This window comes from Ilyobacter polytropus DSM 2926, from assembly GCF_000165505.1.
In the GTDB taxonomy this organism is placed as follows: domain Bacteria; phylum Fusobacteriota; class Fusobacteriia; order Fusobacteriales; family Fusobacteriaceae; genus Ilyobacter; species Ilyobacter polytropus.
Genome location: NC_014633.1, coordinates 1 through 22,233, shown reverse-complemented (window position 1 = coordinate 22,233; position 22,233 = coordinate 1). Strand labels below are relative to the sequence as shown.

At 32.9% G+C, this 22,233-nt stretch carries 30 protein-coding genes and 1 riboswitch; of the genes, 23 read left to right on the top strand and 7 right to left on the bottom strand.

All coding sequences use genetic code 11. The features are described from left to right. Positions 1–30 precede the first annotated feature (30 nt). The 17 genes from ILYOP_RS16145 to ILYOP_RS09830 all read left to right on the top strand — a co-directional run bounded on the left by ILYOP_RS16145 (position 31) and on the right by ILYOP_RS09830 (position 10,914). Positions 31–153: a hypothetical protein gene (locus ILYOP_RS16145; protein WP_013388371.1), complete on the top strand. Its 123-nt coding sequence runs from the start codon at positions 31–33 to the stop codon at positions 151–153. Next, a complete protein-coding gene (locus tag ILYOP_RS15230) occupies positions 140–1,867 on the top strand; it encodes a phage tail tape measure protein (RefSeq protein ID WP_013388370.1) in 1,728 nt (575 codons plus the stop codon). Before ILYOP_RS16145 ends, ILYOP_RS15230 begins: the two co-directional genes overlap by 14 nt. Then, complete coding sequence (locus ILYOP_RS09900) at positions 1,867–2,064, top strand: tail protein X (protein ID WP_013388369.1); 198 nt, start codon at positions 1,867–1,869, stop codon at positions 2,062–2,064. Before ILYOP_RS15230 ends, ILYOP_RS09900 begins: the two co-directional genes overlap by 1 nt. Before the next feature lie 4 nt (positions 2,065–2,068). Beyond that, the gene (locus ILYOP_RS09895; RefSeq protein WP_013388368.1) at positions 2,069–3,100 is read left to right on the top strand and encodes a phage late control D family protein; all 1,032 of its coding nucleotides are present in this window, start codon (positions 2,069–2,071) and stop codon (positions 3,098–3,100) included. Then, on the top strand, positions 3,100–3,657 hold the full coding sequence (locus ILYOP_RS09890) for a phage baseplate assembly protein V (RefSeq protein ID WP_013388367.1): 558 nt from the start codon (positions 3,100–3,102) through the stop codon (positions 3,655–3,657). The genes ILYOP_RS09895 and ILYOP_RS09890 overlap by 1 nt, the downstream gene beginning before the upstream one ends. An 11-nt stretch (positions 3,658–3,668) precedes the next feature. Then, positions 3,669–4,142, top strand: a complete 474-nt coding sequence (locus tag ILYOP_RS09885) for a phage tail protein (protein WP_013388366.1) — start codon at positions 3,669–3,671, stop codon at positions 4,140–4,142. Then, on the top strand, positions 4,139–4,435 hold the full coding sequence (locus ILYOP_RS09880) for a hypothetical protein (RefSeq protein ID WP_013388365.1): 297 nt from the start codon (positions 4,139–4,141) through the stop codon (positions 4,433–4,435). Before ILYOP_RS09885 ends, ILYOP_RS09880 begins: the two co-directional genes overlap by 4 nt. Next, on the top strand, positions 4,428–5,549 hold the full coding sequence (locus ILYOP_RS09875) for a baseplate J/gp47 family protein (RefSeq protein ID WP_013388364.1): 1,122 nt from the start codon (positions 4,428–4,430) through the stop codon (positions 5,547–5,549). Before ILYOP_RS09880 ends, ILYOP_RS09875 begins: the two co-directional genes overlap by 8 nt. Beyond that, positions 5,542–6,147, top strand: coding sequence for a phage tail protein (locus ILYOP_RS09870; RefSeq protein WP_013388363.1), 606 nt, complete (start codon positions 5,542–5,544; stop codon positions 6,145–6,147). Before ILYOP_RS09875 ends, ILYOP_RS09870 begins: the two co-directional genes overlap by 8 nt. A 1-nt stretch (position 6,148) precedes the next feature. Further along, positions 6,149–7,306 (top strand): hypothetical protein, encoded by a 1,158-nt coding sequence (locus ILYOP_RS09865; RefSeq protein WP_013388362.1) that lies wholly within the window; start codon positions 6,149–6,151, stop codon positions 7,304–7,306. Between the two features lie 34 nt (positions 7,307–7,340). Beyond that, positions 7,341–7,598 (top strand): hypothetical protein, encoded by a 258-nt coding sequence (locus ILYOP_RS09860; RefSeq protein ID WP_013388361.1) that lies wholly within the window; start codon positions 7,341–7,343, stop codon positions 7,596–7,598. A gap of 14 nt (positions 7,599–7,612) precedes the next feature. After that, positions 7,613–8,629, top strand: a complete 1,017-nt coding sequence (locus ILYOP_RS09855) for a hypothetical protein (protein WP_013388360.1) — start codon at positions 7,613–7,615, stop codon at positions 8,627–8,629. A gap of 61 nt (positions 8,630–8,690) precedes the next feature. Further along, entirely contained in the window at positions 8,691–9,428 is a 738-nt protein-coding gene (locus tag ILYOP_RS09850) for a hypothetical protein (protein WP_013388359.1), read from the top strand. A gap of 6 nt (positions 9,429–9,434) precedes the next feature. After that, positions 9,435–9,761 carry a DUF1353 domain-containing protein gene (locus tag ILYOP_RS09845; RefSeq protein WP_013388358.1) on the top strand — a complete coding sequence of 109 codons (327 nt, stop codon included), beginning with the start codon at positions 9,435–9,437 and terminating at the stop codon, positions 9,759–9,761. A gap of 11 nt (positions 9,762–9,772) precedes the next feature. Next, positions 9,773–10,285 carry a hypothetical protein gene (locus tag ILYOP_RS09840; RefSeq protein ID WP_013388357.1) on the top strand — a complete coding sequence of 171 codons (513 nt, stop codon included), beginning with the start codon at positions 9,773–9,775 and terminating at the stop codon, positions 10,283–10,285. 19 nt (positions 10,286–10,304) lie between these two features. Continuing rightward, the gene (locus ILYOP_RS09835; RefSeq protein ID WP_013388356.1) at positions 10,305–10,619 is read left to right on the top strand and encodes a hypothetical protein; all 315 of its coding nucleotides are present in this window, start codon (positions 10,305–10,307) and stop codon (positions 10,617–10,619) included. Between the two features lie 10 nt (positions 10,620–10,629). Continuing rightward, the gene (locus ILYOP_RS09830) at positions 10,630–10,914 is read left to right on the top strand and encodes a hypothetical protein (protein ID WP_013388355.1); all 285 of its coding nucleotides are present in this window, start codon (positions 10,630–10,632) and stop codon (positions 10,912–10,914) included. Positions 10,915–11,067: 153 nt separating this feature from the next. Here the strand turns inward: ILYOP_RS09830 and ILYOP_RS09825 are convergent, their stop codons facing one another. The 3 genes from ILYOP_RS09825 to guaA form a co-directional block, all read right to left on the bottom strand. Then, the gene (locus ILYOP_RS09825) at positions 11,068–11,469 is read right to left on the bottom strand and encodes a type II toxin-antitoxin system HicB family antitoxin (protein ID WP_013388354.1); all 402 of its coding nucleotides are present in this window, start codon (positions 11,467–11,469) and stop codon (positions 11,068–11,070) included. 28 nt (positions 11,470–11,497) lie between these two features. After that, positions 11,498–11,680 carry a type II toxin-antitoxin system HicA family toxin gene (locus ILYOP_RS09820; RefSeq protein WP_013388353.1) on the bottom strand — a complete coding sequence of 61 codons (183 nt, stop codon included), beginning with the start codon at positions 11,678–11,680 and terminating at the stop codon, positions 11,498–11,500. Between the two features lie 218 nt (positions 11,681–11,898). Beyond that, positions 11,899–13,437 carry a glutamine-hydrolyzing GMP synthase gene (gene guaA / locus ILYOP_RS09815; protein ID WP_013388352.1) on the bottom strand — a complete coding sequence of 513 codons (1,539 nt, stop codon included), beginning with the start codon at positions 13,435–13,437 and terminating at the stop codon, positions 11,899–11,901. A gap of 90 nt (positions 13,438–13,527) precedes the next feature. After that, positions 13,528–13,625, bottom strand: a riboswitch (purine riboswitch). 291 nt (positions 13,626–13,916) lie between these two features. On the opposite strand from guaA, the gene ILYOP_RS09810 reads away from it, so the two are divergent. Further along, positions 13,917–14,483, top strand: coding sequence for a xanthine phosphoribosyltransferase (locus ILYOP_RS09810; protein ID WP_013388351.1), 567 nt, complete (start codon positions 13,917–13,919; stop codon positions 14,481–14,483). Positions 14,484–14,634: 151 nt separating this feature from the next. Here the strand turns inward: ILYOP_RS09810 and ILYOP_RS15225 are convergent, their stop codons facing one another. Continuing rightward, positions 14,635–15,330 carry an HD-GYP domain-containing protein gene (locus tag ILYOP_RS15225; RefSeq protein WP_013388350.1) on the bottom strand — a complete coding sequence of 232 codons (696 nt, stop codon included), beginning with the start codon at positions 15,328–15,330 and terminating at the stop codon, positions 14,635–14,637. A gap of 304 nt (positions 15,331–15,634) precedes the next feature. On the opposite strand from ILYOP_RS15225, the gene ILYOP_RS09800 reads away from it, so the two are divergent. The 5 genes from ILYOP_RS09800 to ILYOP_RS09780 all read left to right on the top strand — a co-directional run bounded on the left by ILYOP_RS09800 (position 15,635) and on the right by ILYOP_RS09780 (position 19,111). Then, positions 15,635–16,903 (top strand): helix-turn-helix domain-containing protein, encoded by a 1,269-nt coding sequence (locus ILYOP_RS09800; protein WP_013388349.1) that lies wholly within the window; start codon positions 15,635–15,637, stop codon positions 16,901–16,903. A gap of 28 nt (positions 16,904–16,931) precedes the next feature. Continuing rightward, the gene (locus ILYOP_RS15835) at positions 16,932–17,249 is read left to right on the top strand and encodes a hypothetical protein (protein WP_013388348.1); all 318 of its coding nucleotides are present in this window, start codon (positions 16,932–16,934) and stop codon (positions 17,247–17,249) included. Between the two features lie 145 nt (positions 17,250–17,394). After that, entirely contained in the window at positions 17,395–18,024 is a 630-nt protein-coding gene (gene udk, locus ILYOP_RS09790) for a uridine kinase (RefSeq protein ID WP_013388347.1), read from the top strand. Positions 18,025–18,027: 3 nt separating this feature from the next. Next, entirely contained in the window at positions 18,028–18,789 is a 762-nt protein-coding gene (locus ILYOP_RS09785; RefSeq protein WP_013388346.1) for an exodeoxyribonuclease III, read from the top strand. 58 nt (positions 18,790–18,847) lie between these two features. After that, complete coding sequence (locus ILYOP_RS09780) at positions 18,848–19,111, top strand: STAS-like domain-containing protein (protein WP_013388345.1); 264 nt, start codon at positions 18,848–18,850, stop codon at positions 19,109–19,111. Between the two features lie 43 nt (positions 19,112–19,154). Here the strand turns inward: ILYOP_RS09780 and ILYOP_RS09775 are convergent, their stop codons facing one another. From ILYOP_RS09775 to ILYOP_RS09765, 3 genes are all read right to left on the bottom strand, one after another. Continuing rightward, on the bottom strand, positions 19,155–19,850 hold the full coding sequence (locus ILYOP_RS09775; protein WP_013388344.1) for an LrgB family protein: 696 nt from the start codon (positions 19,848–19,850) through the stop codon (positions 19,155–19,157). Beyond that, complete coding sequence (locus ILYOP_RS09770) at positions 19,847–20,188, bottom strand: CidA/LrgA family protein (protein WP_013388343.1); 342 nt, start codon at positions 20,186–20,188, stop codon at positions 19,847–19,849. The genes ILYOP_RS09775 and ILYOP_RS09770 overlap by 4 nt, the downstream gene beginning before the upstream one ends. Before the next feature lie 306 nt (positions 20,189–20,494). Beyond that, positions 20,495–22,219 (bottom strand): hypothetical protein, encoded by a 1,725-nt coding sequence (locus ILYOP_RS09765; protein ID WP_013388342.1) that lies wholly within the window; start codon positions 22,217–22,219, stop codon positions 20,495–20,497. Positions 22,220–22,233: the final 14 nt, after the last annotated feature.

Genomic DNA, 22,233 nt, shown 5'->3' with positions numbered 1-22,233 from the left:
GAATATGAAGATATCAGGAAAATAAGCCTGATGTTAAACAGGGCTACAAATACCTCTATAGATTATTTTGAAGACAGGTATTTGGATGAAGTTCCAAAGATTGTAGAAGAGTTAACTGAGATCCACGAAAGGAGTAAAAATGAAAGTTCATGATTTGATTTTCAAGCTGAGTGGTCAAGTTGACTCCAGTTATAAGAATTTTGTCAAAGAAAATAAAAAACTAGTTGGACAAATGGAAAATTTAAACAAGCAGACTAGCACTGGAATTATGAACCTTAAAAATTTTGCTGGAATGGCTGTAGGCGGTGGTATTATCGCTGGTCTGACAGCCTCTATAAATACTTTTATGGATTTTGAAGATCAAATGTTAAGGGTAAAATCCATTAGTGGGGCTACAGAAGCCCAGTATAAGGCTCTGACTGAATCATCTAAAGAGTTAGGTAGGACAACAGCCTTTTCAGCTACACAAGTAGCAGAAGCCCAAGAGTATTATGCAATGGCAGGTTACAGTGTGGAACAGATAAATAAATCCTTGAGACCGACATTAAATCTTGCATCTGCAAGTGGTGAAGAGCTCGGTATTGTAGCAGATATAGTGTCTGATTCCATGTCTGCATTCGGTTTATCTGCAGATAAGACAGAAGAGTTTGCAGATATTTTGGCTGCTACAGCAACAGGAGCAAACACTTCTGTTAGTATGATGGGAGAGTCATTCAAGTATGCTGCACCAGTTGCAAATGCCTTTGGTTTAGAAGTAAAAGATACTGCTAGACTTATAGGGATCATGGCGAATAATGGTATAAAGGCAAGTCAAAGCGGTACAACTCTTAGAAGTGCATTAACTTCTCTAAATAAAGTAAACAACAGTCAATTGAAAGAATTAGGAATTGATATAAGCGACTTTGGTAATGCAGACACAATGGGTAAAATGAAACTTCTTCAGAATGCTTTTAAAGGGTTAACAGGAGATCAAAAAGCGATGAAGGCTGAGACTATTTTTGGAAAACAGGCCTACGCAGGGATGCTGACAATTTTGACAGCCACAGAGGAGGCTACATCCAAACTTGACAACAGTTTAAACAATTATTCAGGTAGTGCAGAGAGAATGGCAAAAATTAATGAGAGTGGCCTTGGCGGCAGTCTTAGAAGTATGAAAAGTGCTTTAGAAGGTATAAGTATAGAAGTTGGTGCCAACCTGGCTCCGACAATTTCAAATTTTGCAGAAGATATAGTAGCATTAACTGGTTTTTTATCAGAAAATTGGGATGCGGTTAGCTCATTAACAGGTGCTGCAATAACTATGTTCGGAGTATTTAAAACCGGTATGTTTATTCAAAGTCTTATAGGGGTGTTTAATTCAATGTCTGCAGCTTACGCTACAGCCTCTGCAGCACAAGGAGGATTGACTGTTGCACAGTGGGCCTATAATGCAGCAGTGGCAGCTTTCCCAGGAACTTGGATTGTCGCAGCCATTGCAGCAGTGGCAGGTGCCATATTTTTACTTTGGAAAAATTTTGACAAGATAAAAAAATGGTTTTCTGGTTGGAAGGGTAAAAAAGATGATGACAAAACTGCAGAGCTAGATGAATCTAATTGGGCAAGTATTGATCCAGATAAATATAAAAACTCAGAATTAAAAGGTGTGGATAAAACCATTGGAAACGCACAAAGCATAGTAAATAATAGTCAAAGTAGCTCTACTTCAAACACAAAGCACACCAGCATAGTTTTAGAAGATAGAAGGACTATCAAAATTCCAGAAGGCGCAGATCATGCCGCAATAAACAAACAAATATCTGATTCCAATAAGGATCTTCTAAAAGAATGGGAAGCAATGAATAAAAACAATGGGAGGTTGGCTTTCTGATGAATGTATACACAACCGTCCAGGGAGATACCTGGGATATTATTTCAAATAAAGTGTACGACAGCTACGATTTCTACGATGATCTAATTAATTCAAATGAAAAATATTCTGATGTAGTATTTTTTCAGGCTGGGATAGAACTGGAAGTTCCTGAGATAGAAACAAGTACCTCCGATACTCTCCCGCCTTGGAGGTAAAAAAATGGCAAAAACTAGAAAGGTAATATTAGAAGTACTATTTGAAGGCACTGATATTTCTGATGAAATAAACAGCGGAATAACTAGCTTTTCATACACAGACAACTTGGATAAAGCGGACGAAATAAGCCTTACCATAGCTGATTTAGATAAAAAATGGATAAATTCTTGGGCCCCTCTCAAAGGAGAGAGCATAACACCTAGCATCAAAGTTATAGAAGAAGATGGTGAAACAACACTTAAATGTGGTGAGTTTTCTATAGATAAAAGAAATTTTCAAGGACCACCAGATACTTTGAAAATAGGTGCTCTTTCCATAGATGTGACTTCCAATTTCAACAGGGTAAAAAAGAATCGAGCTATTGAAAACACGACTTTAAAGGCTGTTTGTGAAAAGATCTCAGATGAAAACGAACTTACACTTGTATTTTTATCAGAAGAGGACGAGGATATAAACCGTGTAGAACAGATCGAAGAAACAGATTCTACATTTCTTTACCAGCTTGCAAAAGATTATGCTAAATCATTGAAAGTTCTGGATAAAAAATTAGTTATTTTTGATGAAGAAGAATATGAGAGCAAAGATGCAATAAAAACTATAAAAAAGACAGAAGTAAAATCCTATAGTTTTGGGGATGAAGAGTTTGATACATGGGACGGATTTGAAATAAATTATTTTGACCAGGACTTGAAAGAAACTTTGACAGCTTCAGGAACTTTAGAGTTTCGAGATGGATACAAAGATAATACAAATAGAATTTTAAAACTTAACGATTCTTATTCAGTATCAGGTAGTAAAGAAGAAAAAGAAAAACAGCTAGAAGCAGTTGGTTGGGCTAAACTCAGAGAAAAAAATAAAGCTGAAGTCCAAGGTGAAATATCACTTATGGGAGATGTGGATATAGTAGCCGGGGTAGTAATAAAAACAAGTGGATTTGGAATCTATGATTACAAATACCTGGTTACTCAAGCAGTACACAGTACTGGTAGTGGATATAATACAAAGATAAAAATAAGAAGGGTGTTGGATTTCTGATGGATTTTAGATGGCTTGAAAAAATATTGAGAAAAATAGTCAGGTACGGAGAAATTAGTAAGGTTAATTACTCTACTGGGACTGTAAGAGTTACTTTCCCAGATACAGGAATACAGTCTGGAGAATACCTTGTATTGACCCCAAGGACCTCTAAAGATAAATTTTGGAATATGCCCTGTATTGACGAAGCAGTAGTTTGTCTTTGTAGTCCTTTTTCAAATAATAAAGGAATAGTTTTAGGTTCGTATTATCAAGCAAAAGATACTCCACCAGCTTCTGACAACAGGATAAAATACCTTTTGGAAGATGAAAATTTTTTAGAATACAACAGAGAAACTAAAACTCTTAAATTCAAATCAGACAATATAGTATTTGAAAGTTCTTCAAAAATAACTTGCACGACTCCCTTAGTAGAATGTTCCACAGCGTTAACTACAGGAGGGACTATAGGGGCCGGAGAAAACATATCTGCTCCTGACGTAGAAACTAGCAAAGGCTCAGTTAATGCACATATTCATAATAAAAACACAAGCCCAACAACCGCAATGAATGAGTAGGAGGGATATCTATGGTAGGAAGTTTTGGAAATGTAATTTTTGAAGCTGCTTATGACAAAACCAGCACTTTCAAAAATTTGAAACTAGATGAAGGAGCTAGGATACAAACTCATAACTTAATAAATGTAAAACCCAGAATAGAATTTATGGCAAACGATTTAAAAAAGTTATCCTTATCAATGAAGCTTAAAGCAGAACTAGGTATAAATCCTACGGAAAGGCTCGATATTTTAAGAACTATAAAAGAATCTGGAGAAAATGAAGTTCTTATGATTGGAAGCCGAAACCTTGGAAGTTACTGTATTGAAAGTTTGAAAGTAGAAGAAAAAAGAATAGATCAGCAAGGAATACCATGGGAAATAGATGTAAGTGTCTCTTTATTAGAGTATTCCAGGGAAACTTATATTGAAAGCTCTACAGTAAAGAATGTAACTGAAGTAAATACTGTTAAAAATATTGATTATGAAACAGGTGAAGCTGTATGACAGAAATAACAACCGGAATGACAATGAATCTAAATGCTACAGGTACTGATAGAGTAATCCAGAATTGTTCAAACCTCTTGGGAACTGTTCTTGGTGAATTGATCTTAGGTAGGTACTTAGGTGTATCAAGAGATCTAGTTGACAAACCTATTGACCAAGTTAAAGGAGAGTATTCGTCTGCTATTGTTACCATGCTTGAGGAGTATGAACCTGTTACTGTAGAAGATATTGAATTTGAATATGATGTTGATGGAAAAATAACTCCAAAGGTGGTGATAAGTATTAATGAGTAATATTAATTATTATAATGAGACAGGAGAAGAAATAGAAACAAGAGGAGTCAACACCTTTAAAAATCTGACAGGTATAACACTCAGAGAAGGAGACGAGAGAAGGTCCCTAATAAAAGTCTTATCTTATCTACTATACACCCACGGAAAGAAAATAAATTATGCTGGAGCAAACAACTTTGTCAGATTTGCAGATGAAACAACCATTGAGCTTCACGGAGAAAATAAAGAAGTAGATAGAGGGGAAGCTTCAAAAGCATCTACGACACTACAGTACAAAAGAGAAGGAAATCTATCCGAGAGGCAGCCTATCCCTATGGGGTCAAGAGTTACAGCTGGAGGACAGGCTATTTTTGAGACAACAGAAACAGCCTATTTCGAAATAAATTATACCACAGCTACAGTAAATGCCGAATGTACCGAAGAGGGGAGTTCTGGAAACGGATATGTATCTGGGCAGATAAATACTATTATAGATTCTATTCCATTTGTAACATCAGTCACAAACATCACAGAATCTGACGGTGGTTCAGATGTTCAAGATATAGAAGAATATAGGAAAGACATTAATGAGTCCATGGAAGGGTACTCTATAGCAGGTCCAAGCGGAGCATATAGATATCATGCTTTAAATGCACACCCCACAATTACAGATGCATATGTTGAACAATTGTCCGAAGGAGTTATTGGTGTATGGATCCTTGCAGAAGATGGTGAAATACCAAGCGATGACGCTATAGCGGATACGCTCTCTAGATTGTCAAGTAAAACAGTGAGGCCTCTTACTGATACAGTCGAAGTAAATAAATGTACTCAAGCTTCTTATAATATAGATTTTGATTATTATATTAATGAAGCTGTGGAATCCTCTACATTAACAATTCAGAACGAAGTAGACACAGTTGTGAGTGATTGGGTAGCAAGTAATAAGTCTAAACTTGGAAAAGATGTGGTCCCAGATTCTCTAACTGGGGATCTAATGAGCATCGAAGTTAATGGAGAAAAAGCTCTAAAAAGACTTGTTATAAGGGAGCCTGCTTATTCTGAAACATCAGGTAAACAAGTCGCAGTGGCAGAAACTATAAGTGCTGTGTATGCAGGTGTTGAAGATGAATAATGTTTTAGAAGATATCAATATAATAGAACTCGTGCAATCTTGCCTGCAAGACAATATAGAAATACAGGCAATAGCAGCGTGGCTAGATGATGAACTCAGTAGAATATATAAAGCAGGTGAAAAGGTCAAGCTAACAACAAGACTTAATGACTATGACCTTGAAGATTGGGAAGTAGACGAGCTATTAATACAGGAAAGTGTGGATTATTATGTCGATGATCTTACAAAAGATCAAAAAATAACATTGATACAAGCCAGCACAAAAAGTCATAAGAGAAAAGGAACCCCATATGCTTTGGAGACTAATTTAAAAACAATTTTTGAAGATGCGGAGATTCTAGAATGGTTTAACTACGAGGGAGATCCTTATAAATTCCAAGTTGTAACACCTTCTAGTATGACAAGTGATGAACTTACAAAAATTTATAAAGTTATAGAAGCCAATAAAAATACAAGAAGTACCCTAGAAGGAGTCATGACATCATCCCAATGGGAAGGAGCAAACTACTTTGGAACAATAATTAATACAGCTATTTTTGAAGAGATCCAAATAGCTGATGGAGTAGCGGAAGATTTTGAGAATTATATAGGAGGATAGGATGGCTAAATTTACAGGAACAATCCTAACGGATTTAGGGAAAGCCCTCTTAGCAAGGGGAGCTTTAGGAGAAACAATAACTTTCAGTAAGGTTGAGGTAGGTAAAGGTGACTTAGAAGAAGGAGATATACAAACAGAACTTACTGATTTGAAAAACTCTTTTAAAATTATTAGCATAGTCAGCACCGAAGATCTAGGAGGTGGAGCTTTTAGGATAAGAACTACATTCACTAATTCAGGACTAACAGAGGATACTTATTTTAAAGAAATAGGTGTCTTCGCAAAAGGAGAAGATGATGCAGAAATTTTGTACGCATACTGTAGAACCGATTCCCCTGACCTGATACCGGCAGAAAGTGGAGGGGCTATTGAAAGAGTCGAAGATGTAGTTACTTATATCTCAAACGCTTCAAGCATAAGTGCAGTTATAGATGCAACAAATGTCTATGTTACTGTGCAAGACTTAGCAACTAAAGAAGATGCTTTTTCTAAAAATTCTGCATTTAACAAAAATTTTGGGGATGGAGAAAACGAGGTAGCCGAAGGAAAGTCTACAAAGGAATCTAGAAACATAGATAGGCATAATAGCACCACGGACGTATTTACAATGCAAGATAATTCGTCAGAGTACTTAGACGAGAGATTAGACAGTGTTACTGGGAAAATGTATATCTGCACAAATACTTCCGGATCTGTAGCAGTTGCGAACCCAACGAGTGATTTTGAAGAATTTTCAGTTTGGCATAATGCTAAGAAATTAGAAAGTTTATCGGGTGCTGTTTTGTACAACCCAAGTGATACTACTGGGGTAGCTTTATTGAGTATACTCCATAATAAAATTGGGATAACTGTAGACTCTGGAGTAGTTACAATGCCCGATGGGAGATATTTCATAGAAGCAGTAGCGAGTACGGATAAGGGTGTCTTGGTTTCCTCATGGAGTACATATCTGTACGGTAGAAAGCCAGACGATACAAATTTAGGTGTTTCCAGATATGCTGGGCATAATCAGACAAACGCTTCGACAAGACAGACGCACTCAGTAGGATGGTTTCACGATACAGACACTAAAGGCACTCAATTTAAGTTAGAAGTTTCAAGCACTACCTGGACTGGTGGAGAAGAATACGGACAAGTAAAAATAACAAAAATAGTATAAACTTTAAACTTTATTAAAAATAGGGAGGTAATTCATGCATAGAGCAATCATAGGAAAAACGCCTGTAAAATTATCAGATTATGGCGATTTTGAAAAAGTACAGTGCAAACGTGCTTCAGGAAATATACTGGTTCATTTTGCAGATACAGATACAATTCCTGATGAATCAGAAACTCCAGCACCTTGGATATTAGTACCAACTAATGTAGTCGCTGGAATAAAAAAAGATGGTAAATATACAATATTAAAAACTACCGTTGATGGTAACGGTGCCGAAGTGGTGATGTGGTAATGGGGGATGAAATAATGTATTTAGGAGATACTCCGGAAGAGCTAATTAATAAAAAAGTATCAAATTCAATACATGGAGAAAGTACCGAACCAAAGACCATGCAAAATAATGCATCTGAATATAAAGAAATAATGCTGGATGAAAATACAGGTAAATATTACAAATGTATTAATGAAAATGGATCAATTGCAGTGGCAAACCCTACATCAGATTTTGAACTGTTTTCACTGGAAGCAACTTCGCAAAAAGTAGAGACTTTACGAGGTAGCTATATGAAATATACTAGATTCCCTATCAAGCATGGAGCAGGGTTGATGGACTTTGAAATAATAAACGGAACTAACATAATGTGGGAACTGGCAGATGGTACTATTTCTTATTCAACTAGACCTGCTAAAACACTTCCTGCTGGGACTAGCTATCTCTATGCTAGCAATCTATATGGGGATGGTGTGCAAATTAATGATAATGGTACAGATTCAAACTATACAGGTGATTTAAGCGATTTACCTGCGTTGACTTATTTACTTAGTTTAAGTGGCTGTACTAATGTTACAGGTGATTTAAGTGACCTCCCAAATTTGACTTATACTCTTAGTTTATTGAATTGTAGCAACGTAACGGGTGATTTAAGCGATTTGCCTGCTTTGACTTATTACCTTAGTTTAAGTGGCTGTACTAATGTTACAGGTGATTTAAGCGACCTCCCAAATTTGACTTATGCTCTTAATTTATTGAATTGTAGCAACGTAACGGGTGATTTAAGCGATTTGCCTGCTTTGAATTATTACCTTAGTTTAAGTGGGTGTAGCAACGTTACAGGCACACTTTCACCAACAACAACACTAAAAGATATACATCTATATGGTACGGGGATGACATCGGACGACACAGACCAAACACTTATAAACCTAATGAACACCACAACAGTTACAAGTGGAGGAATTTTACAAATAAAAGCTAACAGAACAAGTGCGAGTGATGAAGCTTATACATATCTATCGAGCAGATTTACAATTACAGAAGTCTAATTAAATTCTAAAATTTATGAGGTTTAAAAATTATAAAAATAATTAAAAAATGGAGGTAAAAATGAGTAAAAAACTCTATATTATGTATCATAAAACAGAAAAAGATTCTCAAGGGTGTGCTAAAAAAATTAGGGATTGTTCTTATGGAACCGAAGAGTTTGAAAGCATCTATGGAGGAGACTATAAAAAGATGTTTCCTGAATGGGGAGATCTCCCTGAATACGATTCAGAAGTTCACTGCATTTATTATGGGGAGGTAATGAGTTGTCCAACTGTGGACGATGGAATAGTCAGAGAGATGAATACAGCTGAGAAATTTAAAACCGGACTAATTTCTTTGGGAGAAGGTGAAATGTACCAGAACGGAGAAGTGGTAAATATTGACAAGCCTTCTAATTATCACACTTGGGATGTAGATTCTCAAACTTACATTTTAACTGAAGAAAAAGAAACTGAATGGAAAGAATTTTTAATTAACTCTCTTGCAGATAAAAGAGATACTATGCTAAAAACAGGGACTACATTTGAAGAAACCAAAATCATAAAAGGTAGAACTCAGGACCTAGCAGATGCTCGTGCATGTAAAGATGAACTAGAAGAAGATGGGAGCACATTCTGGGCTTTCTCAAGTGGAGAAATAGAGAACCCAATAACCGATCCGGCAAGAATCAATACAATATATCGAGCAATAGGTGCATTTAGAAGTTCACAATTTTTTAGAGAAGCAGAGCTAAAAGTAGCTGTATACAATCTAGATGAATCAGGTCTTTTAAAGTTTAATACAGACCAAATATGGTAATAGCGTATGGAAGAAATAAAATTAAAAAAGATAGGCAAAAACTTATGGGAAGTCACAGAAGACTTTACCTATAAAGACACGACCGTAACTAAAACTTTCGAGACTGATGGAGCCTCAAGTCCGTGGTGGGCCAAGTGGTTATTCCCTTCTGTTGGTGAAAAATACACGACACCTTCAATTCTCCATGACTGGTGGTTTAAAGAAAAAATTGGTTTCAGAAAGGCTAATAGAAGGTTTTATAGAGCAATGAGAACATGGGATGTGGATAAAAAAACAGCAAAACTATTTTATAGATCTGTAACATTACTTGGATGGGTACATTATTATTTTTAGGAGATGATCCAATGAAAACTTACTATGGAATAACAAGAATTTCACAGCTATTTGAGATGATAGAAGATGTCTGTGAAGCTATGAAAAGCGAGAATGAGAATATAGAGGCTACAAAAGAGTTGATGATCTGTACGGCAGCTCAGGAAACTAAATTAGGGACCTTGATGGACAAGTCTGATTACCGTTATGGTACTGGTATAATGCAGATAGACCCAATAGGAATTACAGACATCCTTAGAAGAGGAAACAAATGGATAGAATTTTGCAAAAGAAAATATGATATTCATTTCGACAAACTTCAGCACAGGGAACTGGAGACCTCAGCTCTCCTCTGCGTGATTGCAAGCCGAATAAGGTATAAAGTTGTGCCTCAACCTATCCCTAACACCACAGAGGGACTATGGGAATATTATAAACGATACTATAATTCATATTTAGGTGCCGCAACAAAGGAAGAATATATGAAAAACCGTGAGTGGGCTTTAGGACTTTATAAGAAGTGGAAAGCAGGAGAAAATATCTGACATCGGAGGTGGTACTTAAGTGGAAGGAAGGTGTAAAGAATTGCAGCTTAGTCATGAGCAAAGAATATCTTTAGTAGAAGCATCAGCGAGATCTGCACACCATCGCATAGATGAAGTCCAAAAGAACCAAGAAATCCTTATGGAAATGAACAAAAACATAGCTGTGATTGCTGAGAAACACACAGAACTTAATAAGAAACTAAGTAAGGTTGTGGAAGATGTAGAGGAATTAAAAGAAAAGCCTGGAAGGTACTGGGAACAACTCACGAGTACAATAATAACTGTATTGGTGAGCGGGTTCATGGGTGCTATGATTAACGCTTATTTAAAATAGGAGGGAAACAATGGAAAGGATATTAGACTTTTTAAGTGAAAATGCGGCGTTGCTCTGGCCATTGGCAATATTTTTGGTTGGATGGATATTACCTGTCCCAAAATTTTTAGCATTGGGGAGGAAAGCCGCTGAGACTATTCCACCATCTTTGGCTAAACTTATAGCAGATAGGTTAAAAGCTTTTGAGAGAGGGCTGCTGAATAGCGATGTTAATGGAGATATAAATTTAGTGGATAATGAAACTGTTAAAAATGAACTGAAGAAAGTTAAATTAGACTTGGGTTTGAAGGAATAACCCTGAAAAAACAGGGCTTTGAGTTCAATTTTAACCCTCTGCAATATAAAACCAAGCTGTTCAGTATCAAGGCAAACCTTAGAGGGGATTCTATATCAGAGATTTTTAAGAATATTTTCAGATGATGAAAGTCGGGCTTGATTGCCCGACTTTTTAGTGATTAATTTCTAATTCATCCATGAGTGCTGACTTTAAAAGTGCTGAGAAGTTAATATGCTGCTTTAAAGCTGCATCGTTTAGCCACTTTGGAATAGTTAAAGTTTTTTTCACAGCTTTATTTTGCATCTCATCCCTTACAGGTTTCATATTAACTCTGACCATTACTACTGATTGATCTTCTCCTAGCTTAATATCTCTAATCTTTAGAGCTTCAGGGATAGTCTCACCATCTTCTTCCATTCCATAAAGATGTAATTCTAAACAGTCTTTAGCCATGTAAAGGGCTTCTTCTTCAGTGTCTCCACAAGTATAAGCTCCTTCTAAGCCTGGGAATTCAATAGAGATCCCATCATCAGCATAAGTAAAAATTGCCGGATAAATATAAACATCTTTCATATATAATCATCTCCTTTGGTGCAGGGCTTCATTCAAGCCCTGCTTGTTTCAGGATACTTTTAATAGTTCCTTTTGGTAGGTCTTTCTTGGGATGTGGTATTGTAACTCTCCCCTTTTTAGTAGGGTGTTTGAATTGATGGTGCGAACCTTTAATATTCACAAGATACCAACCATCTTTTTCAATGATTTTCATCAAATCTTTTGACCTCACTCCCTCACCTCCTACATTTATATTATACACGTGTATTTGGTACGTGTCAATGGTTTTCAAAAAAAATATTAAATATTTCCACAAAAAAAGAACAAACCCGGATTTGATATCCAGGCTTTAAATTAATACTATTTTTTATTTTTAGGAGCATTCTAGGAGCATTTAAAAATATATTACTCTCAATCTCTTTGTTTTCAACTATTTGATTCCATTCAATCCTATTCCCACTCTATTGTTGCAGGCGGCTTTGAGGAAATATCATAGGTCATTCTATTTATACCCTTTACTTCATTTATTATTCTATTTGAAACTTTTTCCAAAAAATCATATGGAAGTCTAGACCATGTTGCAGTCATAAAGTCTGTAGTATCTGCAGACCTTAGCACAGCTGTGTATTCATAGGTTCTTTCGTCTCCCATTACCCCTACAGATTTTACAGGTAATAGCACTACAAAGGCCTGGCTTACCTTGCTGTAAAGACCTTCATTTCTTAGTTCCTCTATAAAGATATCATCAGCTTCTCTTAGAATATCAGCCTTTTCTCTGGTAACTTCCCCTAAAATTCTGATTCCTAAACCTGGTCCTGGAAAAGGATGTCTGTCTATCATATGATCTGGGATTCCTAACTCTCTTCCCACTTGTCTTACCTCATCTTTGAATAACTCTCTCAAAGGTTCTAACAGTTCAAACTTCATCTCTTCTGGAAGTCCACCAACATTATGGTGTGATTTTATTGTTGCAGAAGGACCTTTTACAGACTGAGATTCTATTACATCAGGATAAATTGTTCCTTGGGCAAGAAAATCTGCATCTTTAAATCTTTTCTTCTGATCTTCAAAAATATAAATAAATTCATTACCTATTATTTTTCTTTTCTCTTCTGGATCACTTACTCCAGCTAATTTAGAAAGAAACCTATCTTCTGCATCTATACACTCTATATTTATATTGTAGTGTTCGCCATAAGTTTCCATTACTTTTTTGGCTTCATCTTTTCTCATAAGACCTGTATCTACGAAGAAACAGCTAAGCTGATCTCCTATAGCCTTATGTATAAGAACCGCTGCAACTGATGAGTCAACTCCTCCTGAAAGAGCAAGTATCACTTTCCTGTCTCCGACCTTTTCTCTTATTTCTTCCACTGTTGATTCTATATAGTTTCCCATAGACCAGTTTTTTTCACATTTTGCTACGTTGAAAACGAAATTTTCAAGCATCTGTTTCCCATAAACAGAGTGAGTTACCTCTGGATGGAATTGTACACAATAAAAATTTCTATTTGTATCGCAGACTACAGCTATTGAAGAATCTGTATGGGCTATCTTTTCAAATCCTTTTGCTATCTCAGTTACGTGATCTCCGTGACTCATCCAAACCTGTGACTGATCAGGTACACAGTCAAAGAAAGGATTTTTCTTGTCATCTATCAAAAGTTCTGCTTTTCCAAATTCCTGTTTATCTGCTTTTGCTACTTTTCCACCAAGAAGGTGCATTGTTAACTGCATTCCATAACATATACCCAAAACAGGTATTCCCAATTCATATATCTCTTTATCTATAGTAGGGGCATCATCGAGATATACCGAAGCTGGTCCTCCAGATAAAATTATACCATTTGGTTCTCTTTCTTTGATTTTTTCAATGTCTTCAAAATAAGGCACAACTTCTGCATAAACACCCATCTCTCTTACTCTTCTCGCAATAAGTTGGTTGTACTGTGAACCAAAATCTAATATGACGATACTGTTCTTTTTCATTCAAAACCTCCAAAATAATATTAAAAAAAGTTCAAGTCTATGCTCTATCTTACCATTTTAAAGTACGAAAAGCGTATACTCAAACTTTACCTAAGTCATTACACCTCTCATAGAGACCAATTTAAGGTTAGTCGTAGATACACTGCACCGTATTTGCAGTTTATATGAGTAATATTTTTATCTAAACAAAATAAAATTGTGACCAATATAGAGTTTATAAGTCACATTTTTGATGTTTTTAATTAAATTTATATTTAAAAAATATAACACGTAAAGCATTATTTTGTCAATCATTAAAAGAATAGTGAACCGTCATAAGAATTTATACTAATTGACATTTAACATAATCCATGTTATATATGGTAAAAGTTTATTTTAAAAATATAGACTCTTTAGAGCTATGATATCAAATTTGAGAAATATCTTTATTTATTGCTAATCTTATCAAAATAATATATTTATTGTTCAGGAGGATAAAATTGAAATTATTGAAAGAAAAAATTCTGAAAAGTGGAGAAATAATAAATCCAACTACTCTTAAAGTAGACAGTTTTTTAAATCACCAGATAGATGCTACCATTATGATGGAGATGGGAAAAGAATTTAAAAAAAGATTTAAAGAAAAAAAAATCAATAAAATCCTTACTATCGAAGCCTCAGGTATTGCCATCGGACTTGCAGCTGCAGTAGCTTTTGACGTTCCTTTAGTTTTTGCCAAGAAAAAAAAACCAACTACTATGGAAGGAATGTATGTTGAAACTGTTCATTCATTTACAAAAAAAGTTGATTATGATATCTGCGTTTCAAAGGAGTTCTTAAATTCTGATGATAAGATTTTATTTGTCGATGATTTTCTTGCTACTGGAAATGCTATTATTGGAATTCAAAAGATTGTAGAACAAGCTGGAGCCGAACTTGTGGGAATAGGCATAGCTATAGAAAAGGGCTTTCAGCCTGGTGGAAATATTCTTAGAAACGAAGGTGTCCACCTAGAATCATTGGCCATTATTGATAAAATGGATCTTGGAAAAATAAACTTTATTTAGGTAGCGCCGCGACACAAGGTTAATAAAAATCAAGTTATGTAATATTCTAATTATATAAACAGATATTTCCTATTTTTTCCTTCTTCGCTACATATATATTAATATCAAAATATACTTTACAACTAAAAAAAGAACCATTATGGTTCTTTTTTTAGTTGAACTTTGTATTATACATAACTTTAATCTCCTGATGGCATTTTAAAAATATATCTACAAGTTCAGGATCAAAATCTTCGCCTCTTCCCTCTTTTATAATTTCAACTGCCGTCTCATGGGTAAATGGCTCTTTATAAGTCCTCTTCATTCTGAGTGCATCATAAACATCTGCAATTGATACAATTCTAGCCTCTATAGGTATTTCTCTTTCCACAAGTCCTCTATACCCTTTACCATTCCATTTTTCATGGTGGTATCTTATTATATTCTCGCCCATTTTTGAAAATCCAAATTTACTTATAAGATGATAACCTATTTCAGTATGTTCCTTTACAACTTCAAATTCATCTGCAGTCAATTTACCAGGCTTATTTAATATTTTTCCCGGAATTCCTATTTTTCCCAAGTCATGTATTTTTGCAAAAAACTCTATCTTATTTATCTTATATTCAGAAAAACCATATTTTCTTGAAAGTAAAGCTGAAACTTCTCCCACCATTTTTAGATGAAATAAAGCTTCACTAGAATCTACAGCATGAAGTTTCATAAGAAGATTCTCCAGTAAATACCTTTTTACTTTCTCTCTTCCTAAGTTTTCAATGTAATCTTTTTGAAAGATTCCAATAATTTCAGAAGGACTTAATAATCCTGTTAATCTATTTTCTTCTCTATAATTTGAATTAATATACATAACATGTCCTCCTGGTTTTAAAGTTGATTTATCTTTCTTGCTTTAAATATACAACCTTTAAGAGAGTAAATCAAGTTTTTTTTGAAAACTTATCCATTTTTATTCTTTTTTGTCATTGATAAAAGTGACAAGATGATGTTTTTTTGAAAAAAATATATATTTTTATAACTTTTTATAATATTTTTTTACTCTTATATATTAAAATGTCTTTTTTTATAAAAATAATAATTTTTTTGTATTTTGGTCATTATTTTTATTGACAATAAGGCATATATATACTACAATTTTACAAGAGGTGAATGAAATGGCAATTTTAAGTCCTGTTGAAAAACTTATAGCACTTAGAAAAAAATACAAAATAAACCAAAAAGATCTGGCAGGAGATCAAATTTCTAGAAGTCATCTTGCCATGATAGAAACAGGAAAAAATAAATTCAATGAAAATACAGCTAAAATTCTTGTAGAGAATTTTAACAAAATTTTCAAAGAAAGAAACATTCCTGAAAAGGTAAAACTAGAAGAGTTGATGGAGAGTAAGAAAGAACAAATTGAAAAATTAAAAATCGACTTTCTAAAGAAACTTGAAAAAGAAGATACTATAGAACCTGTCATCTCCGATATTGAAAGTTATGCATCTGAATATGATATTCAGACCAAAATCACACTTTATGAAAAAATTGGTAACATCTTTTTTGAAAAAGAAAATTTTCATAGGGCTGCGAGTTTTTATTTAAGAATATTAAACGACCTGATCATTATAAGAGACTCCAAAACACTAGGAAAAGTTAGCTTGAGCTTAATCAGAATATATCTTCAGACAGAAAATTTCCAGGCAGCTGTAGACCTTGAAAATTTAATTAAATCTGAAATTATTTCTTTTCTTTTACCTGAAAAATCAATTATTTTATTTAATTTTGGATGTATCTTTGATAGCTTAAAAGATTACAATAGAGCTCTTGAATACTTTTGTCAAGTAGAAGAGTATATTTCTGACTCAGACCAATATTTTGATGTTAAAAACTTTCAAGCTATTTCTTCTGCAGACCTCGGTAAATATGATAATTCAATCTCTATATATAGAAGTTTAATGCTTAAATATAAAGATATAAATCGTAAAATTATAATAAATAATAATCTCCTTTATATTTCAAGACTTGAAAATAACTCTGATAAAATTAAGTTTTATCTTAGAAAATGTAAAAAATTGATTGAATTAGTTGATTTAGACAAGTTCTCAAATTATACTTTTGAACAAATTATTTTTGAAATTGGAGAAACTTCCCTTCTATTAAATAAACGAAAAGATGCTATAACTTATTTTTTAAAACTTTGTGACGAAAAAACAAAAAGAAATTTAAATAAAAAATTCTCTTCAGTTCGTTATTTGTTGACTTTGTTTACCAAAAAAGATCTTGAAACTGTTAAAAAAATCGAAAAATTTTATTTTACTCTTTTAAAAAGGGAAAAAAGACTGGAAATTGCTTTTGATTTTATTGATTTTTACATGAAAAATGGATTACAAAAAGAAGTTTATAATATTTTAAACAGTATAAAACCTTTTTCAAAATTTTAAACACAATATATTATAGGGAGGTATCACTATGAAAAAGAGATTGGTTCTATTATTAACACTTATTTTAATTGTTTCTTCTGTTTCCTTTGCAGCTACTTCGTCTAGAAGAGCTACTTCTGGTGGTTGGGCTGTTAGTTCTAGAAGAGCTACTTCTGGTGGTTGGGCTGTTAGTTCTAGAAGAGCTACTTCTGGTGGTTGGGCTGTTAGTTCTAGAAGAGCTACTTCTGGTGGTTGGGCTGTTAGTTCTAGAAGAGCTACTTCTGGTGGTTGGGCTGTTAGTTCTAGAAGAGCTACTTCTGGTGGTTGGGCTGTTAGTTCTAGAAGAGCTACTTCTGGTGGTTGGTAAAAATAGTTTTTATTCTAAGGAGACAGCCTATGCTGTCTTCTTTTGGTTTATTGATATTTTATTTCAAGTATTGTATAATTTAAAAATAGTTTTTAAAAATTTAATATCTTATTTTTATCTATAAAATGCAGGAGGAAATAAAATAATGAAAAATTGCATCATTATAGGAGTCGCAGGAGGTAGTGGAAGTGGAAAAACCACTGTGGCAAAAAATTTAGTAAAAGCATTTAAGTCAGAGGATGCAGTTTTAGTAGCTCAGGATGCCTATTATAAAGAACTTAAAGAGATGTCGGTTCAAGAAAGGGCCGGTGTAAATTTTGACCACCCTAATTCCATTGAATTTGAACTGCTAAAAAAAGACTTGGAAACTCTTTTAAAAAACCAAATTATAGAGAGACCTATATATGATTTCAAAACTCACTCTAGAAAAGAAGAAACTATAACTATCCATCCTTCAAAAATAATAATTGTGGAGGGAATTTTATTGTTTGCAGTACCTGAAATCAGAGATATATTTGATGTAAAAATATTTGTTGATACAGATGCTGATGAGATGCTTTTAAGGAGAATTGAAAGAGATATACATGAAAGAGGAAGAACTTTTGAATCAGTAAGAGATCAGTACTTAAAAACAGTAAAGCCAATGTATTTAGAATTTTGTGAACCTAGTAAACGATATGCCGACATTATTATCCCGAGAGGGGGAGAAAATAAAATAGCTGTAAATATGGTGATCGCAAAACTTAAACGATATCTTCAAAAAGGAGCCTTATAACTTATGAAAATTTTGTCCTGGAATGTTAATGGAATAAGAGCTGTTGAAAAAAAAGGAGCTTTTCAAGATGTTTTTGAAAAGCTAGATCCTGATATTTTGTGTCTTCAGGAAACAAAAGCCTCTGAAGAGCAGCTGACAGATAATATAAAAAAAATCCCTGGTTACTACTCTTTTTTTGAATCAGCTGTAAAAAAAGGTTACAGTGGAGTGGCACTTTATTCAAAGACAAAGCCGCTATCTATCAAAAATATGGGAATAGATATTTTTGATGATGAAGGAAGGTATATAGAGGCAAAATTTGAAAATTTCACTTTAATAAACTGTTATTTTCCAAATAGTCAGGAAAAAGGAAAGAGACTTGAATATAAGTTAAATTTTTGTTCTGATCTTTTAGATTATTGTAACTCACTTGTAGAAAATGGAGAAAATATTGTTTTATGTGGAGATTATAATATTGCCCACCAAGAGATTGATCTTAAAAATCCCAAAAGCAACACAAAAAATCCTGGTTTTTTACCTGAGGAAAGAGAATGGATGAGTAAATTTTTAAACTCAGGATATATTGATATTTTTAGATATTTGTATCCAAATGAAATAAAGTATACATGGTGGTCTTATAGATTCAAAGCCAGAGAAAAAAATATTGGCTGGAGGATCGACTATCACTGCGTTAATAAGGATTTTATCTCAACTATAAAAAAAGTAGAAATTCTTGACAACATAACCGGATCTGACCATTGTCCAGTTTTAATAGAATTAAAATAGATTTTAAAAAGGAATTTCTACCCATTATTTGTACCTTTCTTATGAGAGGTGATTAAAAATGACTATTAAAATTATAAATTTTATAGAACACGGTCCAGAAGTACTTTTCAATAAAATTTCCGAAAATTTAAAAAAGAAAAAAAATATTATTTTAGATTTCCATTCTTTAGAGTCTCTTAATTATGGATTTTTAGAAGAAAGTATAGGAAAACTTTTGGATTCTTACACCTTTGAAGCCCTACAATTTAAAATTACTTTTAAAAATGTAGACGTTGGTATCAAAGAGATGCTTGCTAAAATTATAAAAGAAAAATCACTATAAAAAGGCTCGTACGAGCCTTTTTATAGTGATTTAATTAAATGTTTCAAATTAAAAACTTTGTCAAAATAGGTACTAAAAAGATTGTTACTAGTCCAGCCATTCCTATTGCAAGGCCGCTCATTGCACCTTCTACTTCTCCCATTTCAATTGCCTTAGAAGTCCCTACTGCATGGCTTGAAGTCCCAATTCCTATCCCCTTTGATATTTTGTTTTCAATTTTAAAAAATTTACAGATAAATGGTGAGGATATAGCTCCTGTGATTCCTGTAATCATTATTCCAATAACTGTTATTGATGGATTGCCACCCAAGCTTTTTGATAGTTCTATTCCTATTGGAGTTGTTATTGATTTTGGTATCGTTGATATTATCAGTTCTTTTTTTAAACCAAGTGCCTTTCCCAAAATTATTACAGATACTATAGCTGTGAATGATCCTGCAGTTACTCCTGCTAATATTGGTAAAAAATATTCCTTTAACCTTTGACTGTTTTTATACAAAGAAATTCCCAAAGCAACCGTTGCAGGTCCTAAAAAAAACATTATTATATCCCCGCCTTTAGAATAAGCTTCATAGGGTATATTAAATTTTAAAAGAAACAAAATTGTTAACGTAATTGCTATCATAAGAGGGTTAAATATTGGATATCTCCATCTAGTATAAATTTTTTTACCTATTTCATAAGTCATAAGGCTTAAAATTATTCCAAATAAAGGATTATATAAAATAGACTCTTTCATTTTTTCCTCCTTATAAAAAAATCTACAACTTTACCTGTTACAACCATTGTTATCAGTGTTGTTGTTACTGCTATTAATATTAATTTTAACCAATTACCTTTTAAAATATCAAGAGAATCAACGAGCTTTATTCCAGGAGGAAGAAAAAATATTGCCATATTTAAAAGTAAAATATTAGCGGCTTTTTCTATCTGTTTTACTTTTATTATTCCTGTACTTAAAAGAAAAAACATAATTAACATTCCTAATATTGTTCCCGGAATCTGTAAACTAAATAATGTGCTTATAAGCTCTCCAAGATAGGTAATTCCAAATATAAATAAAAATTGTACAATCATCTAATTCCTCCCCTTAGAGATTATAGCATAGGTATTTAAAATAATAAACTTAGGTATACATATTTCAGTATAATTTATAAAGGATTATAAGATTTATTTTTTATTATAATAAGTTTTAAATAAGCTTATAAAATTTTGTTGATTAAATTTTATAATTTATCAAGGATTACAATTATACTGATTTTATTTTACATTTATAATAAATCCTGTTTAGTATTTTTTTTGATTTTGTCATCACGGATATATTATAAAATATTTAATAACCAACAATATAAAAAGCTGCTCTATGCAGAACAGCTTTTTATATCATGCAAATCCTTTTTCCTCTTTTAGTATTTGTGAAATATATACCCTTTCCATTGATGTGAATATTTTTTCATGAATATTGCTGAAAGTCTTACTATTAGTCGTTTTTAAATATTTTTTTATTGCTTTCTCTTTTATATCAAGTTTTTCTTCATCACTCATTTTGTCGTATAATTCTAATAATAATTTTGTAATAGGATCTTCTTTTAAAACTTCTTTTTTATCTTTTGGAGTTTCTACGATTTCGGCATCTTCTATATTACCTTTATTTTTAAAAGGTACTGAGTTGACTCTAGATTTTTTTGAATTGCTTTCAATTATTTCAGGAGTTTCAATTTTTTCGCTGAATAATTCCATATTTTTGTTTTTAAGATTTTTTATAATACCATTTATGTAAGAGACCAGAGTCTTGGTTATTTGGGTATTTAAATTGGAATACAGTATTTTCAAAATGTTTATTACGTATTCTTCGCCTTCTTCTTTGTAAAGTTTTATTATTTTATTATCTACCCTTTTATTCCAGGACTTAGAAACAAAAATGTTACGTTTTGCTTTTTTAATCTCTTCTTTCACTTTTTCAGAAAACTCATTTAATTCTAATTTTTCATTATTTTGAGTTGTTTTATTTGCCATTACCTTTTGTTTTGGTTTTTTATTTTCAACTAAGCTAGATATATGGCAGTTATTATCTTTCTCAGGGTTAAAGTTGTATACAAATCTATAACTTTTTATATCTTTTAGCTCTTCAACATGATAATTCAAAAGATATCCCTTTGAAACTAAAATATCAAATGATTTTCTTATCCGTTTCAATCCCTGTTTTATTTTACTAACCTCATATTCTTTATATTCTCCGCTTTTCAATTGTTTTTTTATTCTACTTGTTAGTGTAAGTGGTATGATCGTAGCCAGAGTTTCTATTCTCTGTTCTCCTATGTCATCAGAAAATCTTTTCATGCTTATATACTGATATATCTTTTCAGAAGCTCTGTCAGCCTTTCTAAGGTCATTTAAGAGGTGTCGATCAAATATTGAGTAGTGTTTTCTTTTAAGCTCCTCTATAATCCTGTAATCAAGTCTGACTTTGTAATAAACTTTCATTTTATTGGTTTCTTTATTTCTTTCCTTAAATTTTTCATATTTAATCAAATTCAAAGGCTCTTTGTATACCTCTCTTATTATGTTACCGGCTTTTTTTCTGTTTCTTATTACTATTTTATAAGTTGTTGCTTGCAAGTTGTAAAGTGTTTCTTCCATTTTTCTATAATATTTCATTGAAAATTTAAGCCCTAAATAATCTATTACTTCCTCTATATTAAAAGCTATACTATTATTTTTTTCCTCATCATTCTTACTAGAATTCATAAAAAGTTCTTGAAACTTGTATAATACAAAATAAAAAACATTTTTTTCAAAATCTGAAGGTTGTTGATTTTTTATTCCCTCAAAGTTATCTGTACTCAAAGAAGCCCCAAACTTTATACCTGCATTGGCTATTTCGTAAACAAGGTTTACATTTCTTTGTCTTTTAGATGTGAAAAAAGGTAATATAATGAATAAAAATGGCTGATTTATCGTGTCTCTGATTTCCATGTCTTCAAGATAAAGAGAGACTGTCTTTGTCGGAATTTTCTTTGGTTTTGAAGCTTTGATATTAACACTAAAGTCTTTTACGTTTCCAATCTTTAAAATTTCAGTTAAAGCTTCCTGGTTTTTATTCGACACTATATCCCCCTTGT

Bases quoted from the DNA above. Each gene is read 5' to 3' on its own strand.
- udk (WP_013388347.1), top strand. From the start codon at position 17,395: ATGAAAAATTGCATCATTATAGGAGTCGCAGGAGGTAGTGGAAGTGGA.
- ILYOP_RS09875 (WP_013388364.1), top strand. From the start codon at position 4,428: ATGAGTAATATTAATTATTATAATGAGACAGGAGAAGAAATAGAAACA.
- ILYOP_RS15225 (WP_013388350.1), bottom strand. From the start codon at position 15,330: ATGTATATTAATTCAAATTATAGAGAAGAAAATAGATTAACAGGATTA.
- ILYOP_RS09855 (WP_013388360.1), top strand. From the start codon at position 7,613: ATGTATTTAGGAGATACTCCGGAAGAGCTAATTAATAAAAAAGTATCA.
- ILYOP_RS09865 (WP_013388362.1), top strand. From the start codon at position 6,149: ATGGCTAAATTTACAGGAACAATCCTAACGGATTTAGGGAAAGCCCTC.
- ILYOP_RS09840 (WP_013388357.1), top strand. From the start codon at position 9,773: ATGAAAACTTACTATGGAATAACAAGAATTTCACAGCTATTTGAGATG.
- ILYOP_RS09775 (WP_013388344.1), bottom strand. From the start codon at position 19,850: ATGAAAGAGTCTATTTTATATAATCCTTTATTTGGAATAATTTTAAGC.
- ILYOP_RS09860 (WP_013388361.1), top strand. From the start codon at position 7,341: ATGCATAGAGCAATCATAGGAAAAACGCCTGTAAAATTATCAGATTAT.
- ILYOP_RS15835 (WP_013388348.1), top strand. From the start codon at position 16,932: ATGAAAAAGAGATTGGTTCTATTATTAACACTTATTTTAATTGTTTCT.
- ILYOP_RS15230 (WP_013388370.1), top strand. From the start codon at position 140: ATGAAAGTTCATGATTTGATTTTCAAGCTGAGTGGTCAAGTTGACTCC.
- guaA (WP_013388352.1), bottom strand. From the start codon at position 13,437: ATGAAAAAGAACAGTATCGTCATATTAGATTTTGGTTCACAGTACAAC.
- ILYOP_RS09880 (WP_013388365.1), top strand. From the start codon at position 4,139: ATGACAGAAATAACAACCGGAATGACAATGAATCTAAATGCTACAGGT.
- ILYOP_RS09780 (WP_013388345.1), top strand. From the start codon at position 18,848: ATGACTATTAAAATTATAAATTTTATAGAACACGGTCCAGAAGTACTT.
- ILYOP_RS09885 (WP_013388366.1), top strand. From the start codon at position 3,669: ATGGTAGGAAGTTTTGGAAATGTAATTTTTGAAGCTGCTTATGACAAA.
- ILYOP_RS09830 (WP_013388355.1), top strand. From the start codon at position 10,630: ATGGAAAGGATATTAGACTTTTTAAGTGAAAATGCGGCGTTGCTCTGG.
- ILYOP_RS16145 (WP_013388371.1), top strand. From the start codon at position 31: ATGTTAAACAGGGCTACAAATACCTCTATAGATTATTTTGAAGACAGG.
- ILYOP_RS09800 (WP_013388349.1), top strand. From the start codon at position 15,635: ATGGCAATTTTAAGTCCTGTTGAAAAACTTATAGCACTTAGAAAAAAA.
- ILYOP_RS09845 (WP_013388358.1), top strand. From the start codon at position 9,435: ATGGAAGAAATAAAATTAAAAAAGATAGGCAAAAACTTATGGGAAGTC.
- ILYOP_RS09895 (WP_013388368.1), top strand. From the start codon at position 2,069: ATGGCAAAAACTAGAAAGGTAATATTAGAAGTACTATTTGAAGGCACT.
- ILYOP_RS09870 (WP_013388363.1), top strand. From the start codon at position 5,542: ATGAATAATGTTTTAGAAGATATCAATATAATAGAACTCGTGCAATCT.
- ILYOP_RS09850 (WP_013388359.1), top strand. From the start codon at position 8,691: ATGAGTAAAAAACTCTATATTATGTATCATAAAACAGAAAAAGATTCT.
- ILYOP_RS09785 (WP_013388346.1), top strand. From the start codon at position 18,028: ATGAAAATTTTGTCCTGGAATGTTAATGGAATAAGAGCTGTTGAAAAA.
- ILYOP_RS09890 (WP_013388367.1), top strand. From the start codon at position 3,100: ATGGATTTTAGATGGCTTGAAAAAATATTGAGAAAAATAGTCAGGTAC.
- ILYOP_RS09825 (WP_013388354.1), bottom strand. From the start codon at position 11,469: ATGAAAGATGTTTATATTTATCCGGCAATTTTTACTTATGCTGATGAT.
- ILYOP_RS09770 (WP_013388343.1), bottom strand. From the start codon at position 20,188: ATGATTGTACAATTTTTATTTATATTTGGAATTACCTATCTTGGAGAG.
- ILYOP_RS09900 (WP_013388369.1), top strand. From the start codon at position 1,867: ATGAATGTATACACAACCGTCCAGGGAGATACCTGGGATATTATTTCA.